Source organism: Halomonas saccharevitans (genome assembly GCF_032333995.1).
Lineage (GTDB): Bacteria > Pseudomonadota > Gammaproteobacteria > Pseudomonadales > Halomonadaceae > Halomonas > Halomonas saccharevitans.
Genome location: NZ_JAVXUR010000007.1, coordinates 76,038 through 91,087, shown reverse-complemented (window position 1 = coordinate 91,087; position 15,050 = coordinate 76,038). Strand labels below are relative to the sequence as shown.

General features: G+C 68.4%; 10 protein-coding genes and 3 tRNA genes. 5 read left to right on the top strand and 8 right to left on the bottom strand.

Annotated elements, in window-relative coordinates; translation table 11 throughout:
* Positions 1–2: 2 nt before the first annotated feature.
* The 4 genes from RSO68_RS15200 to RSO68_RS15185 all read right to left on the bottom strand — a co-directional run bounded on the left by RSO68_RS15200 (position 3) and on the right by RSO68_RS15185 (position 1,494).
* Positions 3–78 (bottom strand) — tRNA-Asn (locus tag RSO68_RS15200).
* 58 nt (positions 79–136) lie between these two features.
* Positions 137–212 (bottom strand) — tRNA-Asn (locus RSO68_RS15195).
* Positions 213–367: 155 nt separating this feature from the next.
* Positions 368–444, bottom strand: a tRNA-Met gene (locus RSO68_RS15190).
* An 84-nt stretch (positions 445–528) separates the two neighbouring features.
* Positions 529–1,494: a choline ABC transporter substrate-binding protein gene (locus tag RSO68_RS15185; protein WP_390882423.1), complete on the bottom strand. Its 966-nt coding sequence runs from the start codon at positions 1,492–1,494 to the stop codon at positions 529–531.
* Between the two features lie 180 nt (positions 1,495–1,674).
* Between RSO68_RS15185 and betI the strand changes: the two genes are divergently transcribed.
* From betI to RSO68_RS15165, 4 genes are all read left to right on the top strand, one after another.
* Positions 1,675–2,280: a transcriptional regulator BetI gene (betI, locus tag RSO68_RS15180; RefSeq protein ID WP_175535005.1), complete on the top strand. Its 606-nt coding sequence runs from the start codon at positions 1,675–1,677 to the stop codon at positions 2,278–2,280.
* Between the two features lie 12 nt (positions 2,281–2,292).
* Positions 2,293–3,777, top strand: a complete 1,485-nt coding sequence (betB, locus tag RSO68_RS15175; protein WP_315587196.1) for a betaine-aldehyde dehydrogenase — start codon at positions 2,293–2,295, stop codon at positions 3,775–3,777.
* 276 nt (positions 3,778–4,053) lie between these two features.
* Positions 4,054–5,745 carry a choline dehydrogenase gene (gene betA / locus RSO68_RS15170; protein WP_315587195.1) on the top strand — a complete coding sequence of 564 codons (1,692 nt, stop codon included), beginning with the start codon at positions 4,054–4,056 and terminating at the stop codon, positions 5,743–5,745.
* A 283-nt stretch (positions 5,746–6,028) separates the two neighbouring features.
* Complete coding sequence (locus RSO68_RS15165) at positions 6,029–8,476, top strand: acyl-CoA dehydrogenase (protein WP_315587194.1); 2,448 nt, start codon at positions 6,029–6,031, stop codon at positions 8,474–8,476.
* Positions 8,477–8,785: 309 nt separating this feature from the next.
* Here the strand turns inward: RSO68_RS15165 and RSO68_RS15160 are convergent, their stop codons facing one another.
* The 3 genes from RSO68_RS15160 to RSO68_RS15150 all read right to left on the bottom strand — a co-directional run bounded on the left by RSO68_RS15160 (position 8,786) and on the right by RSO68_RS15150 (position 12,750).
* The gene (locus RSO68_RS15160) at positions 8,786–10,672 is read right to left on the bottom strand and encodes an SLC13 family permease (RefSeq protein ID WP_315587193.1); all 1,887 of its coding nucleotides are present in this window, start codon (positions 10,670–10,672) and stop codon (positions 8,786–8,788) included.
* 174 nt (positions 10,673–10,846) lie between these two features.
* Positions 10,847–11,407, bottom strand: a complete 561-nt coding sequence (locus RSO68_RS15155) for a carboxymuconolactone decarboxylase family protein (protein ID WP_089845919.1) — start codon at positions 11,405–11,407, stop codon at positions 10,847–10,849.
* Positions 11,408–11,421: 14 nt separating this feature from the next.
* Positions 11,422–12,750 carry an aspartate aminotransferase family protein gene (locus RSO68_RS15150; protein ID WP_315587192.1) on the bottom strand — a complete coding sequence of 443 codons (1,329 nt, stop codon included), beginning with the start codon at positions 12,748–12,750 and terminating at the stop codon, positions 11,422–11,424.
* A gap of 146 nt (positions 12,751–12,896) precedes the next feature.
* On the opposite strand from RSO68_RS15150, the gene RSO68_RS15145 reads away from it, so the two are divergent.
* A complete protein-coding gene (locus RSO68_RS15145; protein ID WP_089846325.1) occupies positions 12,897–13,802 on the top strand; it encodes a MurR/RpiR family transcriptional regulator in 906 nt (301 codons plus the stop codon).
* A gap of 189 nt (positions 13,803–13,991) precedes the next feature.
* Here the strand turns inward: RSO68_RS15145 and RSO68_RS15140 are convergent, their stop codons facing one another.
* Complete coding sequence (locus RSO68_RS15140) at positions 13,992–14,969, bottom strand: NADPH:quinone reductase (protein ID WP_315587191.1); 978 nt, start codon at positions 14,967–14,969, stop codon at positions 13,992–13,994.
* Positions 14,970–15,050 lie beyond the last annotated feature (81 nt).

Below are 15,050 nucleotides of genomic sequence, written 5' to 3'. Positions count from 1 at the left end.
GTTGGCTCCCCGAACAGGACTCGAACCTGTGACCCAATGATTAACAGTCATTTGCTCTACCAACTGAGCTATCGGGGAATGACCGCATGCCGCATGGTGTTCGTCGCCGCGTGTAGCGTGACACGCTGAGCGAAGTTGGCTCCCCGAACAGGACTCGAACCTGTGACCCAATGATTAACAGTCATTTGCTCTACCAACTGAGCTATCGGGGAATGACCTCGAACACGGGGCGTAGTATACGGATCGGGCTCGCAAGGTCAAGCCGCGATTGGCAATTTGGTGCCCGCACGGCCGGCCGGCACCCACGAAACAGGCCCAACGAAAAACGCCCGACGGGCCGGAGCCTGACGGGCGTTTCTGCGTGTTCTGGTGGCTACGCCCTGATTCGAACAGGGGACCCCATCATTATGAGTGATGTGCTCTAACCAGCTGAGCTACGTAGCCTTATCAACAGGTTGCCCGACCAAGGCCGGGCAACGGGGATGAATTATGCACGCGGGCTCGCGCCATGGCAAGCCCGCGAGGCACTCAGCTCTCGATATCGAGCGCCTCCTTCACCGCCGGCAGCCCCGGCTCGCCCTCGCGGGTAGTGACACCCTCGAGCCAGGTCTCGAGCACCGCGGGATTAGCCTGCAGGTAGTCGCGGGCCGCCTCGCGGGGATCCTCGCCCTGATCCGAGATCTGCCCCATCAGCTGGTTCTCCATGGTGAGGGTGAACTCGAGGTTCTCGAGCAGCGTCCCGACGTTGCCACACTCCTCGGCATAGCCGCCGCGGGTGTTGGTATAGACGGTCGCCCCGCCCAGGTTGGGGCCGAAGTAATCGTCGGCCCCCGACAGGTAGGCCATGTCATAGTTGGTGTTCATGGGATGCGGCTCCCAACCGAGGAACACCATCCAGGTCTCGTCGGGGGTGCGTGCGCTCAGCTCGGCCAGCATGCCGGCCTCGCTGGAGTCGACCAGCGACCAGTCGCCGAGGCCGAAGGCATCGTCGTCGATCATGTCCTGGATCAGCTGGTTGCCGTCGTTGCCGGCCTCGATGCCGTGGATATTGCCGTCGAACTTCTCGGCATGCTCGGCGAGATCGGCCACCGAGGTGACGCCGGCATCGTGCACGTACTGCGGCACCGCCAGGGTGTACTTGGCGCCTTCGAGGTTGGCGCCCAGGCGATCGACGCTGCCATCCTCGACGTAGGGATCGCTGATCGAGGCCATGGAGGGCATCCAGTTGCCCAGGAAGACGTCGAAGTCGTCGTTCTTCATGCCGGAATAGGCGATCGGCACCGAGACGGTATCGATGCGGGTCTCGTAGCCCAGCGCCTCGAGCACCTCGGTGGTCAGGGCGGTGGTGGCCGTGATGTCGGTCCAGCCGACCTCGGCGAAGCGCACCTTCTCGCAGCTCTCGGGCTCGGCGGCCTGCAGCGGTGCGACGGCGAATCCAAGGGCGGCGGCGCCGACACCGAAGGTCATGCGACGATTCAGGAGGGTCGTATTCATGAAAGCGTTCCTCTTGTTGGACATCAAGTATAGCCGCGACGGCAGCGCCGCCGACCGATAGGGGAAGACCCCACCGGACCTTTATTGATTGAACGTTCAATAAAGAAATGGCATGCTACATGGTAACCACGCCTGATGCGTTGGGTGCAACATCAATTCTCGGGACAGGAGCCAGCAACGGTGCCAAAGGTCGGAATGGAACCCATCCGCCGCCAGCAGCTGATCAAGGCGACCATGGCGGCCATCGACGAGGTCGGCCTGGCCGACGCGACGGTGATGCGCATCGCCCGCCACGCGGGGGTCTCCGCCGGCATCATCAGCCACTACTTCGGCGGCAAGGACGGCCTGCTGGAGGCCACCATGCGCCAGATCCTGAGCGACCTGGGCGCGGCGGTGGCCGCACGGCGCAACGCGCTCAAGACCGCGAGCCCGCGGGCGCACCTGGGCGCCATCATCGATGGCAACTTCGATGGCAGCCAGGTCACCGGCCCGGTCGCCAAGACCTGGCTGGCCTTCTGGGCCAGCAGCATGCATCGGCCGACGCTGGCGCGCCTTCAGAACGTCAACGACCGGCGCCTCTACGCCAATCTCTGTCATCAGTTCCGCCGGCTGATGCCCCGTCACGAGGCGCGCGCCTGCGCCCGAGCCCTGGCCGCCCTGATCGACGGCCTCTGGCTGCGCGGCGCGCTGACGCCCAACGGCCTGGACAGCGACGAAGCGCGTCGTCTGGCCCACGACTACCTGGACCGACTGCTCGAGACGCACGACACCCTTTCCGCTACCTGAACGGAGGTCAGCATGGCACTTTCCGCCCCCCAGACCCTCTACATCGATGGCCGCCACACGGCCGCCACCTCGGGCGAGACCTTCCCCGTGGTCAACCCCTTCGACGGCTCGCTGCTCGCCGAGGTGCCCCAGGCCGCCGCGGCCGACGTGGACGCCGCCGTGGCCGCGGCGCGCCAGGGCCAGCGCGCCTGGGGAGCGATGAGCGGCATGGAGCGTGGCCGCATCCTTTACCGCGCCGTCGCGCTGCTGCGCGAGCGCAATGACGAGATCGCCGAGCTCGAGACCCGTAACACCGGCAAGCCGATCAGCGAGACCGCGGCCGTGGACATCGTCACCGGCGCCGACGTGCTCGAGTACTACGCCGGCCTGGCCCCGGCCCTCGAGGGCGCCCAGATCCCGCTGCGCGAGGACTCCTTCGTCTACACTCGCCGTGAGCCGCTGGGCGTGATCGGCGCCATCGGCGCCTGGAACTACCCGATCCAGATCGCCTGCTGGAAGAGCGCCCCGGCGCTGGCCGCCGGCAACGCCGTGGTCTTCAAGCCCAGCGAAGTCACCCCGCTGACCACCATGATCCTCGCCGAGATATTCAGCGAGGCCGGTCTGCCCGACGGCGTCTTCAACGTGGTCCAGGGCGATGCCCGGGTCGGGGAGATGCTCACCGGCCACCGCGGCATCGACAAGATCTCGTTCACCGGCGAGGCGGGCACGGGCCGCAAGGTGATGGCCGCGGCCGGCGGCTCGACGCTCAAGGACGTGACCATGGAGCTCGGCGGCAAGTCGCCGCTGATCGTCTTCGCCGATGCCGACCTGGACCGCGCCGCCGACGCCGCGATGATGGCCAACTTCTACTCCAGCGGGCAGATCTGTACCAACGGCACCCGGGTCTTCGTCGATCGCGCCGTGAAGGCGGCCTTCGAGGCGAAGCTCGTCGAGCGGGTGGCGCGCATCCGCGCCGGCGACCCGCTGGATCCGAGCGTCAACTTCGGGCCCTTGGTGAGCTTCGAGCACCAGGACAAGGTGCTCGCCTACATCGCGCTGGGCCAGCAGGAAGGCGCCCGGGTGCTGGCCGGCGGCGAGGCCTGGGACCAGGGCGACGCAGATGGCCTCGACTGGGCCAAGGGCGCCTGGGCCGCACCAACCATCTTCACCGACTGCACCGACGAGATGCGCATCGTTCGCGAGGAGATCTTCGGCCCGGTGATGTCCGTGCTCGCCTTCGACGACGAGGAGGAGGTGATCCGCCGCGCCAACGACACCGAGTACGGCCTGGCCGCCGGCGTCTTCACCGAGGGGCTCAACCGCGCCCACCGCGTGATCCGGCGCCTGGAGGCGGGCATCTGCTGGATCAACACTTGGGGCGAGTCCCCCGCCGAGATGCCCGTGGGCGGCGTCAAGCAGTCCGGCGTGGGTCGCGAGAACGGCATCGAGACCCTGGCTCACTACACCCAGACCAAGTCGGTGCAGGTCGAGATGGGCCCCTTCGAATCGGTGTTCTGAGGCCACGTCGTGACCCCGGGAGCGAGGCGCTTCGCCGGGGACCGCTCTTCGAGGAGGCGCTGTGAACCCCTCCATGGGCGCTACCGACGCCATCCCTGGCGTCGGACCTCCTCTTCGAGCGATCCCCGGCGCGCCTCTCGCCCGGCACCGGAGACGTCTCCTCCGGCACCCTTAATCGCGCATAAACGGAACGCGAGGGTACTTGGCGTTTCCGACCGGCAAACGTCCCCTGCGCCGCTTGCAACGCGCCCCTTTTGACTGTTTCAGGGAGGCCCCATGTCCCCGTCCCGTGAATTCGATTACGTCATCATCGGCGCCGGCTCCGCCGGCAACGTCCTGGCCACCCGCCTGACCGAGGACCCGGACGTCAGCGTGCTGCTGCTCGAGGCCGGCGGCCCCGATCATCGCTTCGACTTCCGCACCCAGATGCCGGCGGCCCTGGCCTACCCGCTGCAGGGCAAGCGCTACAACTGGGCCTTCGAGACCGACCCGGAGCCCCACATGGACGGCCGGCGCATGGAATGCGGCCGCGGCAAGGGCCTCGGCGGCTCCTCGCTGATCAACGGCATGTGCTACATCCGCGGCAATGCCCTGGACTATGACGGCTGGGCCAAGCAGAAGGGTCTCGGGGACTGGACCTACGCCGACTGCTTGCCCTACTTCAGGAAGTCCGAGACCCGCGACATCGGCCCCAACGCCTACCACGGCGGCGACGGCCCGGTCAGCGTGACCACGCCCAAGGAAGGCAACAATCCGCTCTATCACGCCTTCATCGAGGCGGGCCAGCAGGCCGGCTATCCGGCCACCGAGGACGTCAACGGCTACCAGCAGGAGGGCTTCGGCCCCATGGACCGCTTCGTCACCCCAAAAGGGCGACGCGCCTCCACCGCCAGGGGCTACCTCGACCAGGCCAAGGGCCGGGCAAACCTGACCATCGAGACTCGCGCCATCACCGATGTCATCACCTTCGAGGACAAGCGCGCCACCGGCGTGCGCTACGCCCGCCACGGCAAGCCCCAGGCGGTTCACGCCCGCCGCGAGGTACTGCTGTGCGCCGGCGCCATCGCCTCGCCGCAGATCCTGCAGCGCTCCGGCGTGGGTCCCAAGGACGTGCTCGACGAATTCGGCATCGAGGCCGTTCAGGTCAACGACAACGTCGGCGCGCACCTGCAGGACCACCTGGAGATGTACATCCAGTACGAGTGCACCCAGCCGATCTCGCTCTACCCGGCGCTCAAGTGGTACAACCAGCCGAAGATCGGCGCCGAGTGGATGCTGTTCGGCAAAGGCATTGGCGCCAGCAACCAGTTCGAGGCGGCGGGTTTCATCCGCTCGAGCGACGAGGAGGCGTGGCCCAATCTGCAGTACCACTTCCTGCCCATCGCCATCAGCTACAACGGCAAGAGCGCGGTGCAGGCCCACGGCTTCCAGGCCCACGTGGGCTCCATGCGCTCGGAGAGCCGCGGCCGCGTGCGCCTGACCTCCCGCGATCCCGAGGCCGCACCCTCGATACTGTTCAACTACATGGCCACCGAGAAGGACTGGCAGGAGTTTCGCGACGCCATTCGCCTGACCCGCGAGATCATCGCCCAGCCGGCCTTCGACAAATACCGCGGCCGGGAGGTCTCGCCGGGGCCGGACGTGCAGTCCGATGAAGCGCTCGACGCCTTCGTCAAGGCCCATGCCGAGACCGCCTACCACCCCTGCGGCAGCTGCCGGATGGGCGAGGGGGACGATGCCGTGGTCGACGGCGCCGGCCGGGTCCACGGCCTGGAGGGCCTGCGGGTGGTCGACGCCTCGCTGTTCCCGGTGATCCCCACCGGCAACCTCAACGCGCCGACGATCATGCTCGCCGAGAAGATGGCCGACAAGATCCGCGGCCGAGAGCCGCTGCCGAGAAGCGACGCCCCCTACTACGTGGCGGGCGACGCCCCCGCCCAGCGGGAACCGCAGCGCCGTACGGCCTGATCGGTTAGCCGAGCAACACCGAGCCGCCCCGCCCCCGTGCGGGGCAACTTGCGTTGAACGGTCGGACATCGAGGGTGAATGGAGGCAGGTCGAAGAGGGGTCTTTTGCCATGGATGTCAAAAGTAGCGCCCAGGGAAGGGTTCACGGCGCCCCGCGTAGACCTGCCTCCATGATCCTCTCGGACTTGGAGAGGGAAAACTGCATCGAGGGGATTGGCCGCCGGGCTCGGGATGCGCTAGGCTGAGGGCATTCAAACAAGTGTTCGAATCTGTCGGAGCCCACCATGCTGACCCTGACCCTGCTCGTGCTGGCCATTGCCGGCCTGCTCATCGTGATGCGCCGGGAGGCCGGCGCCCTGCCCGCCCTGGCCGTGACCGCGGGGCTCGGCCTCGTCGGCCTGGTCGCCGGCGCGTCGATCCTCGGCGTGCTGCTGATGATCGCCGCCGCGGCCATCACCGTCTGCGGCTTGCCCGCCCTGCGTACCCGCTGGCTCACGCCACGACTCTTCGCCCTGTTCAAGAAGGTCGCCCCCAAGGTCTCGGATACCGAGCGCACCGCACTCGAAGCCGGCAGCGTGGCCTGGGACGGCGAACTCTTCACCGGGCGTCCCGACTGGAAAAAGCTGCTCGACTATCGCGACGAGGGGCTCTCGGACGAGGAGCGCGCCTTCCTCGATCACCAGTGCAGCGTGGCCGCCGGCATGTGCAACGCCTGGGAGATCGCCCGGGAACGCGCCGACCTGCCCCAGGAACTCTGGGACTACCTCAAGCAGGAAGGCTTCTTCGGCATGATCATCCCCAAGGCCTACGGCGGCCTGGGCTTCTCGGCCAAGGCGCAGTCCCTGGTGCTGCAGAAGCTCTCGGTCAGCGAGACGCTGATGGTCACCGTGGGCGTGCCCAACTCCCTGGGGCCGGGCGAGCTGCTGCTGAAGTACGGCACCGAACAGCAGAAGGATCACTATCTGCCGCGCCTGGCCGACGGCCGCGAGATCCCCTGCTTCGGCCTGACCGGCCCGCGGGCCGGCAGCGATGCCACGGCCCTTCCCGACACCGGCGTGGTCTGCAAGCAGATGGTCGACGGCGAGGAGGTCCTGGGCCTCCGGCTGAACTTCGAGAAGCGCTGGATCACCCTGGCGCCCATCGCCAGCGTCGTGGGCCTGGCCTTCCGGCTCTTCGACCCGGACCAGCTGCTCGGCGAGGAGGAAGATCGCGGCATCACCCTGGCGCTGATTCCCCGCGACACCGACGGCATGGAGATCGGCCGCCGCCACCATCCCATCGGCAGCCCCTTCCTCAACGGGCCGATCAAGGGCCACGACGTCTTCGTGCCGCTCTCCACCATCATCGGCGGCCCGGAGATGATCGGCCAGGGCTGGCGGATGCTGGTCGAGTGCCTCTCCATCGGGCGCTGCATCACCCTGCCCTCCGGCGCCACCGGCACCGCCCGCTATGCGCTGGGCTGGAGCGGCGGCTTCGCGCGGATCCGCCGCCAGTTCAACGTGCCGGTGGCCGAGATGGAGGGCATCCAGGAGCCCCTGGCGCGCATGGCTGCGCTGGCCTATGTCTCCCGGGCCGCCGTCTACCAGACCGCCAACACCATCGATCATGGCGAGAAGCCGGCGGTGCCCTCGGCGATCCTCAAGAGCCAGCTCACCGAGTTCCAGCGGGTGATCCTCGGCGATGCCATGGACATCCACGGCGGCAAGGCGGTCACCCTGGGGCCGCGCAACTACCTCGGCATCGGCTACAGCGCCAACCCGGTGGCGATCACCGTCGAGGGCGCCAACATCATGACCCGCAACCTGATGATCTTCGGTCAGGGCGCCATCCGCTGCCATCCCTACGTGCTCGAGGAGCTGGCCGCCAAGGATGCAGACGACGCCGCGGCCTTCGACCGGTCTTTCTTCGGCCACGCCGGGCTGATCTTCGGCAACGCCGCCCGCGCCCTCACCCAGGGCCTGGGGCTCGGCCAGCCGAGCGTGCCCTTCGACGAGATCGCCGCCCCCTACGCCCGGGACATCGCGCGGCTCTCCGCCGGCTTCGGGCTCTGCGCCGACGCCGCCATGGCGAGCCTGGGGTCGCAGCTCAAGCAGCGTGAGATGCTCTCCGCGCGCCTCGGCGACGTGCTCTCCAACCTCTATCTCGCCTCGATGACGCTCAAGCAGTGGCACGAAGGCCACAAGGTCGAGGGCGAGGCGGCCCTGCTGCACTACGGCTGCCGGTTCCTGCTGGGGCGTGCCGAGCAGGCCCTGGACGAGCTGTTCGACAACCTGCCGAGCCGCGCCCTGGGCCGCACGCTGCGCGTCATCGTGATGCCGACGGGTCGGCGCTGGAAGCGCCCCGAGGACACCCTGACCCGCGAGATCGCCCAGAACGTCTCCCGGGACACGCCCCTGCGCCGCCACCTGCTCGACGCCACCTGGCAGGAGAACGATGGCAGCCGGGACAACCCGCTGGCCCGCTACAACGCGCTGCTGGCGAGCCAGGAACGCGCCGAGGCGCTCTATCGCCGGGTCAACAAGGCCTACGCCAAGGGCCAGCTGCCGGCCGAGGCGCTGCATCCGGAAGCGCGGGTCGAGGCGGCCCTGGCGGCGGGGCTGATCGGCGAGGAGGACGCCACCTTCATGCAGGAGCGCGAGGCTGCGGTGCTGGAGCTGCTCACCGTGGATGACTTCGCCTACGACGCCTTCGTCACCGACAAGACCAAGGTGCTGCGCCACCAGCCGGCCTGAGCCTCTGGATTAACCCTCTGAACCAGGTACCACACAACGCCCCGGCCAGCCGCCGGGGCGTCTTGTTATTCCCTTGCAGCTCCCAAGAGCCGAATAAAATAGAGTCTGAGCGGCGGGACAGGTCAAAGAGAGGATCCTATGCCAGGGGTGAGAAGCACTGCTTCGAACGGGCTGGCCAGAGATGGTCAGCACCGGCCCTGCAAGCGGACGGGACGCGGGAGCGCCGCAGGGCATCGGTAGCGTACAGGGACGTATTCACAGCGCCCTCTCGGAGACCCATCCCGGCGCAGGATGCGTTCTCGCTAAAGGCTACAGCGGCCAGACGATCAGGATCAGCGGGATCGCCACCGCCATCACCGCCAGGGTCAGCGGCAGCCCCAGCTTCCAGTAGTCGCCGAAGCGATAGCCGCCCGGGCCCATCACCAGGGTATTGGACTGGTGACCGATGGGCGTCAGGAAGGCGCAGGAGGCGCTGATCGCCACCACCATCAGGAAAGGATCCAGGGAGACGCCGAAGCCCTCGGCGAGGCTCGCCGCGATGGGCGCCATCAGCAGCGCCGCCGCGGCGTTGTTGACCACGTTGGAGAGCAGCGTGCAGATCAAGAACAGTCCCACCAGGGTGGCCACCACCGGCCACTCGCGGCCCATGGCCAGCAGGGTCTCGGCGATCAGGGAGGCCCCGCCGCTGGTCTCCAGCGCCTGCCCCACGGGGATCATCGCCCCCAGCAGCACGATCACCGGGCCATCAATGGCCTGATAGGCCTCGCGCAGCGACAGCACGCCCACCATCAGCGAGACCAGGGCGGCAGCGGTCAGCGCCACCGACGAGGGCACGAGGTCCAGCACCATGGCGATCACCGCCACCGCGAAGATCGCCACCGAGACCGCCAGCATGCGCGGCCGCCCCAGGGTCAGGTTGCGGCTGGCCAGCGGCAGGCAACCCAGGGTAGTGAGGCTCTCGCCGATCTCGCCCTCACCGCCCTGCAGCAGCAGCACGTCGCCGGCCCGGAAGCGAATATCGCGCAGGCGCTGGTTGAGGCGGCCGCCGTCCCGGGCCACCGCCACCAGGTGCAGGCCGAACTGGTTGTGCAGGCGCAGCTGGGTGACGGTGCGATGGATCATCATGGAGTCGTTGCGCACCACCGCCTCGACCAGCTGCAGGCCCTCGGTATCCACCGAGGAACGCTGTGCCTCCTCCTCCTCACCCTGCGACTCGTCATCCTGCGACTCACCTGATTGGGCCTTGCGAGGCGCGTCCTGCTCATCGCTCTCCTGTGACTCGCTCTCCTGTACCTCATCGTCCGGCGGCGGCTCGGGACCGACCACCAGGCCCGCCTTGTCTTCGATCAGCTTCATCTCCTCGGGCCCGGCCTCCACCAGCAGGATATCGCCCTCGTCGAGGGTGCCGTGGAAGGCGTGACCGGCATGGCGCTTGTCACCGCGCACCACCGCCAGCACCGGGATGGTCTCCTCCAGGGCCTGGTGCAGGTCGCGCAGCGTCCAGCCTACCGCCTTGCCGTCCTCGGGGACGCGCAGCTCCACGAGGTAGTGAGCGGTATCGAACATCTCCTCCGTGGAAGCCTTGCCGGCTCGCTGGGGCACCAGGCGCCAGCCCATCAGCACGATGAAGGCAAGGCCGACCAGGGCCACGCTGGCACCGACGGGAAAGAAGGAGAACATGCCGAAGCTCTCCCCCACCGCCTCATGACGGTAGCTGGAGATGATGATGTTGGGCGGGGTGCCGATCAGGGTGGTGAGGCCGCCGAGCAGCGAGCCGAAGGCCAGCGGCATCAGCAGCAGCGAGGGCGGGCTGTCGTGCTCCCGCGCCATGCGGATCGCCACCGGCAGCATCAGCGCCAGGGCACCGACGTTATTCATCACCCCGGAGAGCACCAGCACGGTGCCGGAGAGCACCAGCATCTGCAGGATCAGGCGGTCGCCGACCCTGAGGGCCTGCTCGGCGATCAGATCGACGAGCCCGGAACGCTCGAAGCCGCGGCTGAGCACCAGCACCGCGGCGACGGTGATCACGGCGGGATGGCCGAAGCCGTAGAAGGCCTCGTCGGTGGGCACCAGGCCCAGCAGCACGGAGGCCAGCAGCGCACCCAGCGCCACCAGGTCGTAGCGAAAGCGGCCCCACACGAAGGCCGCGAGCGTCGCGCCGAGAACCATAAATACCTGGGTGCTGTCGCTCATCGCCGATCACCTCCCTGTGCCGTCAGGATGATGTCAGCACAACAGCCGAGGCCGAGAAAAGCCAGCGTTTCCCGCTTTCCCCCGCCCCATACGCACACCCCGGCACATGGCCAGGGCGCGCAGGCCGCGAGAACGTCGGTCGGCTCGGCGCGGTCCTGCAGACCGCCCGTCACGTCAGGGCTCGGCGAACGGCAGCGGCTCGCTGCCGCGGCGCACCTCGAAGACGTTGAGCGTCATGGCCACCAGGGCGTAGTAGCCGAACACCCCCACCAGCTCCACCACCGCCGGCTCGCCGAAGGCCGCCACCGCCTCGGCGTAGAGCGCCTCGTCGACGCGCCGGGTGGTGTAGAGCGTCTTGCCCAGGCGATGTATCAGCGCCTCGTCGTCGCGCTCGAAATCGGGCTCGCGCCCATCCTGGAGCGCCTCGATCACCGCCTCGCTGACCCCGGCCTCGCGGGCGATGGGCGCGTGGATCTGCCACTCCGCCTGGGACTGCCACCAGGACGCGGTGAAGAGTATCGCCAGCTCGGTGAGTCGCAGCTCCAGGCGGGTGCCGTAGCGGCAGAAGGCGCCGAGGCGCTGGGCATGATCGGCCAGTTCGGGGCTGTGGATCCAGGCCAGGAAGGGGCCGTCCAGGTTGCCGCGGGGGCCGCTCAGGATGGCGTCCAGCACGCGGCGCTGGTCGGGCGCCATGCTGGCCTCGTCCAGGGGGGAGAGGCGGGAGTCGATCGACATCGGGCGAGGCTCCATTACGAGTGGGTGAGAACGCGCTTGAGGGCAGCATCGAGCTTGTCGACGATCTCGTCCAGGTGGGCGTCGTCGAGGATAAAGGGCGGCGCCAGCAGGATATGATCGCCCCGGCGGCCATCCAGGGTGCCGCCCATGGGATAGCACATCAGCCCCTCATCCATGGCCGCGCGCTTGATCGCCGCGTGCAGCTTGCGCTCGGGGGCGAACGGCGTCTTGGCGTCGCGCTCGGCGACCAGCTCGAGCCCGCGGAAGAGCCCCCGACCGCGGATGTCGCCGACGTGGGGATGCTCGCCGAAACGCGCCTCTAGCCGCTGCTGCAGCCCCTCGCCCAGACTCACGACCCGCGACAGCAGGCCACGCTCCTCGACGGCGCGCTGCACCGCCAGGGCGGCGGCGCAGGCCGTGGCGTGACCGATGTAGGTGTGCCCGTGCTGGAAGAAGCCCGACCCCTCGGCGATCGCCGCGCGAATCCGCTCGCCGACCAGGGTCGCGCCGATCGGTTGGTAGCCGGCGCCGAGGCCCTTCGCCACGGTCAGCAGGTCCGGCGTCACGCCCTCCTGCTCGGCGGCGAACAGTGTGCCGGTGCGTCCCATGCCGCACATCACCTCGTCGAGGATCAGCAGGATGCCGTGACGGTCGCAGATCTCGCGCACCCGCTTGAAGTAGCCCGGCACCGGCGGCACCGCACCGAGGGTCGCGCCGACCACCGGCTCGGCGACGAAGGCCATCACCGTCTCCGGCCCCAGGGCCTGGATCTCGGCCTCGAGTTCCGCCGCCAGCCGCTCGCCGTAGGCCTCGGAGGTCTCGCCGGGGGCCTGGCCACGGTAGGCATAGCAGGGGCTGACGTGGCTTACCCCGACCAGCAGCGGCTCGAACTGCTGCCGGCGCCAGGCGTTGCCGCCGGTGGCGAGCGCCCCCAGGGTATTGCCGTGGTAGCTCTGGCGCCGGGCGATCAGGTGCTTGCGCTGGGGCTCACCGCGCTCGATGAAGTATTGGCGCGCCAGCTTCAGCGCAGACTCCACCGCCTCGGAGCCGCCCGAGACGAAGTAGACCGAGGAGAGCCCCGACGGCGCGCGCTCGACCAGAAAATCGGCCAGCGCCTCCATCGGCTCGTTGGTGAAGAAGGAGGTGTGGGCATAGGCGAGACGACCGATCTGGTCACGCACCGCCTCAATCACCTCGGCATCGCTGTGGCCCAGGCAGGAGACCGCGGCACCGCCGCAGGCGTCCAGGTAGCGCTGGCCCTGGGCATCGATCAGGTAGGGACCCTCGCCGCCCACGGCGGTCGGATAGGAGTGCTTCAGATGACGGTGGAATACGTGGCTCATGCGGCCCTCTCGCAAATATGCAAACACAATAACCATTCTGCAAAAAAGGAAATATATTTGCAAATCTATCCGGCAGCGGCCTGACGCCACGCCCGACGAGCGCTACAATGCCCCACCTCAATCCCCCAGGCCGCGCCGAAACCGACATGACACTCCCCAAGCCCCAGCGACCGGACACCCTCGGCGACCTCGAGCGCCTGCTCGCCACCATCGAGCAGGGCGAGGGATCGTTGCGGCTGGGTAAGCGCTCGCGTCGGGTGCTGTCGGCGATGGTCACCGCGCCGCAGCAGGCCGCGGTATCCTCGATCAGCGACCTGGCGGAGCGCCTGGGCGTCAGCCCCTCGACCCTGTCGCGGCTGGCCCAGCGGCTGGGCTTCGAGGGTTTCGCCGGCCTGCAGGCGGTGTTTCGCCGCCACGTCACCGAGGGCAAGAGCTTCTACAGCGATCAGGTCTCGCGCCTGCTGGACGGCGACGGGGACGACGACGCCCTCGCCCGACTGGCCCGGCTGGGGCGACAGGAGAGCGCCAATATCGCCGACACGGTGGCGAGCATCGACGGCGAGGCCTTCACCGAGGCGGCGCGGCTGCTGGTGGAGGCGAAGCGGGTGAGGGTCCACGGCATGCGCCAGTTCGCCTCGCTGGCCTCGTTCCTGGCCTATGGCCTGGGCATGCTGCGCGCCGATGCCGCACCGCTGGACGCCGTCCGCCACGGCGTCGCGGATGCGCTGGCCCAGCTCGAGGCGGGGGACGTGCTGGTGGTGGCGAGCTGCTTTCCCTACACCCCCAGCGTGCTGGCCACGGCGGAGGTGGCGGCGCGCCAGGGCATCCGCGTCATCGCCCTGACCGACTCCCGGGGCTCGCCGCTCGCCCGGGTGGCGCACCACGTCTTTCCGGTCCCCGACCACAGCCTCTTCTTCAGCAACAGCATGTGCGCCTTCATGCTGCTGGCCGAGGGCCTGCTGAGCGAGGCGGCGAACCTGCTGGGCGACGAGGGGCTCGCCGCGCTCAAGCGGCGCGAGCAGCTGATCGGCGAGCTCAACGAGTCGCTGTAGGCTTTGTCTGAAAAGTCGGCGAGCTAAGGTCAGACAAGGCAAAAATCGGCGAAAAGACGGACCGGGCTCGCGCACGAGTTTACGGGGTGTAAATGAGTACTTTGAGTCGATTTTTAACGCCGTATGGCCGAGCGCAGCCAGTTTTCGGACATAGCCGAGGCGCCGCCCGCGCCTCGGCAGGAGATCAGATCACGGCAGCAGGATGGTCGACCCGGTGGTCCGGCGGGCCGCCAGGGCCGCCTGAGCATCGCCCGCCTCGGCCAGCGGATAACGATTCGAGATATCGATGGTGACCTGGCCGCTCTCGAGCATCGCGAAGAGCTCGCCGGCCATCCACTCCAGCCGCTCGCGAGTGTCGGCATAGCCGTTGAGACTCGGGCGCGTGACGTAAAGCGACCCCTTCTGGTTGAGGATGCCGATGTTGACGCCCTCGACCGCGCCAGAGGCGTTGCCGAAGCTGACCATCAGGCCGCGCTTCTTCAGGCAGTCCAGCGACGTCTCCCAGGTGTCCTTGCCCACCGAGTCGTAGACCACGTCGCACATCGCGCCGTCCGTCAACTCGCGCACCCGCTCGACCACGTCCTCCCGGGTGTAGTCGATGGTCGCCCAGGCGCCGTTCTGCGTGGCCAGCGCCGCCTTCTCCGGGGAGCTGACCGTGCCGATCAGCCGCACGCCGAGCGCCTTGGCCCACTGGCAGGCGATGGAGCCGACGCCACCGGCGGCGGCATGCCAGAGGATGGTCTCGCCGCCCTTCAGGGGGTAGGTCTGGCGCAGCAGGTACTGCACCGTGAGGCCCTTGAGCATGCCGGCCGCGGCGGTCTCGACATCGATCGCCTCGGGCAGCGCCACCACCTTGTCGGCCGGCAGCACGTGCTGTTCGGCGTAGGCGCCGAGAGGTCCCTGGGCGTAGGCCACCCGATCGCCTACCGCCAGGTGAGTGACGCCCTCGCCGACCGCCTCGACCACGCCGGCGCCCTCGGTGCCGAGCCCCGAGGGCAGGCCGGGCGCCGGATAGAGGCCGGTGCGAAAATAGATGTCGATGAAGTTGAGGCCGACCGCCTGGTTGCGGACGCGTACCTCACCGGCGGCCGGTTCGGCCGGCGTGACATCGACGAGCTCGAGGACTTCGGGGCCGCCGGTGCGGGCGAACTGGATACGCTGGGCCATGGGGTATTGTCCTTGTGACGTTGACGGATGGGCCCATCAGTCAAGCGTCCGGACACCCCCGGGGTCAAGGCGCGGGCGGCT

Coding starts and splice junctions, on each gene's coding strand:
- RSO68_RS15185 (WP_390882423.1), bottom strand. CDS start 1,494: ATGAATACGACCCTCCTGAATCGTCGCATGACCTTCGGTGTCGGCGCC.
- betB (WP_315587196.1), top strand. CDS start 2,293: ATGGCACTTTCCGCCCCCCAGACCCTCTACATCGATGGCCGCCACACG.
- RSO68_RS15155 (WP_089845919.1), bottom strand. CDS start 11,407: ATGTCGATCGACTCCCGCCTCTCCCCCCTGGACGAGGCCAGCATGGCG.
- RSO68_RS15145 (WP_089846325.1), top strand. CDS start 12,897: ATGACACTCCCCAAGCCCCAGCGACCGGACACCCTCGGCGACCTCGAG.
- RSO68_RS15140 (WP_315587191.1), bottom strand. CDS start 14,969: ATGGCCCAGCGTATCCAGTTCGCCCGCACCGGCGGCCCCGAAGTCCTC.
- RSO68_RS15165 (WP_315587194.1), top strand. CDS start 6,029: ATGCTGACCCTGACCCTGCTCGTGCTGGCCATTGCCGGCCTGCTCATC.
- RSO68_RS15160 (WP_315587193.1), bottom strand. CDS start 10,672: ATGAGCGACAGCACCCAGGTATTTATGGTTCTCGGCGCGACGCTCGCG.
- RSO68_RS15150 (WP_315587192.1), bottom strand. CDS start 12,750: ATGAGCCACGTATTCCACCGTCATCTGAAGCACTCCTATCCGACCGCC.
- betA (WP_315587195.1), top strand. CDS start 4,054: ATGTCCCCGTCCCGTGAATTCGATTACGTCATCATCGGCGCCGGCTCC.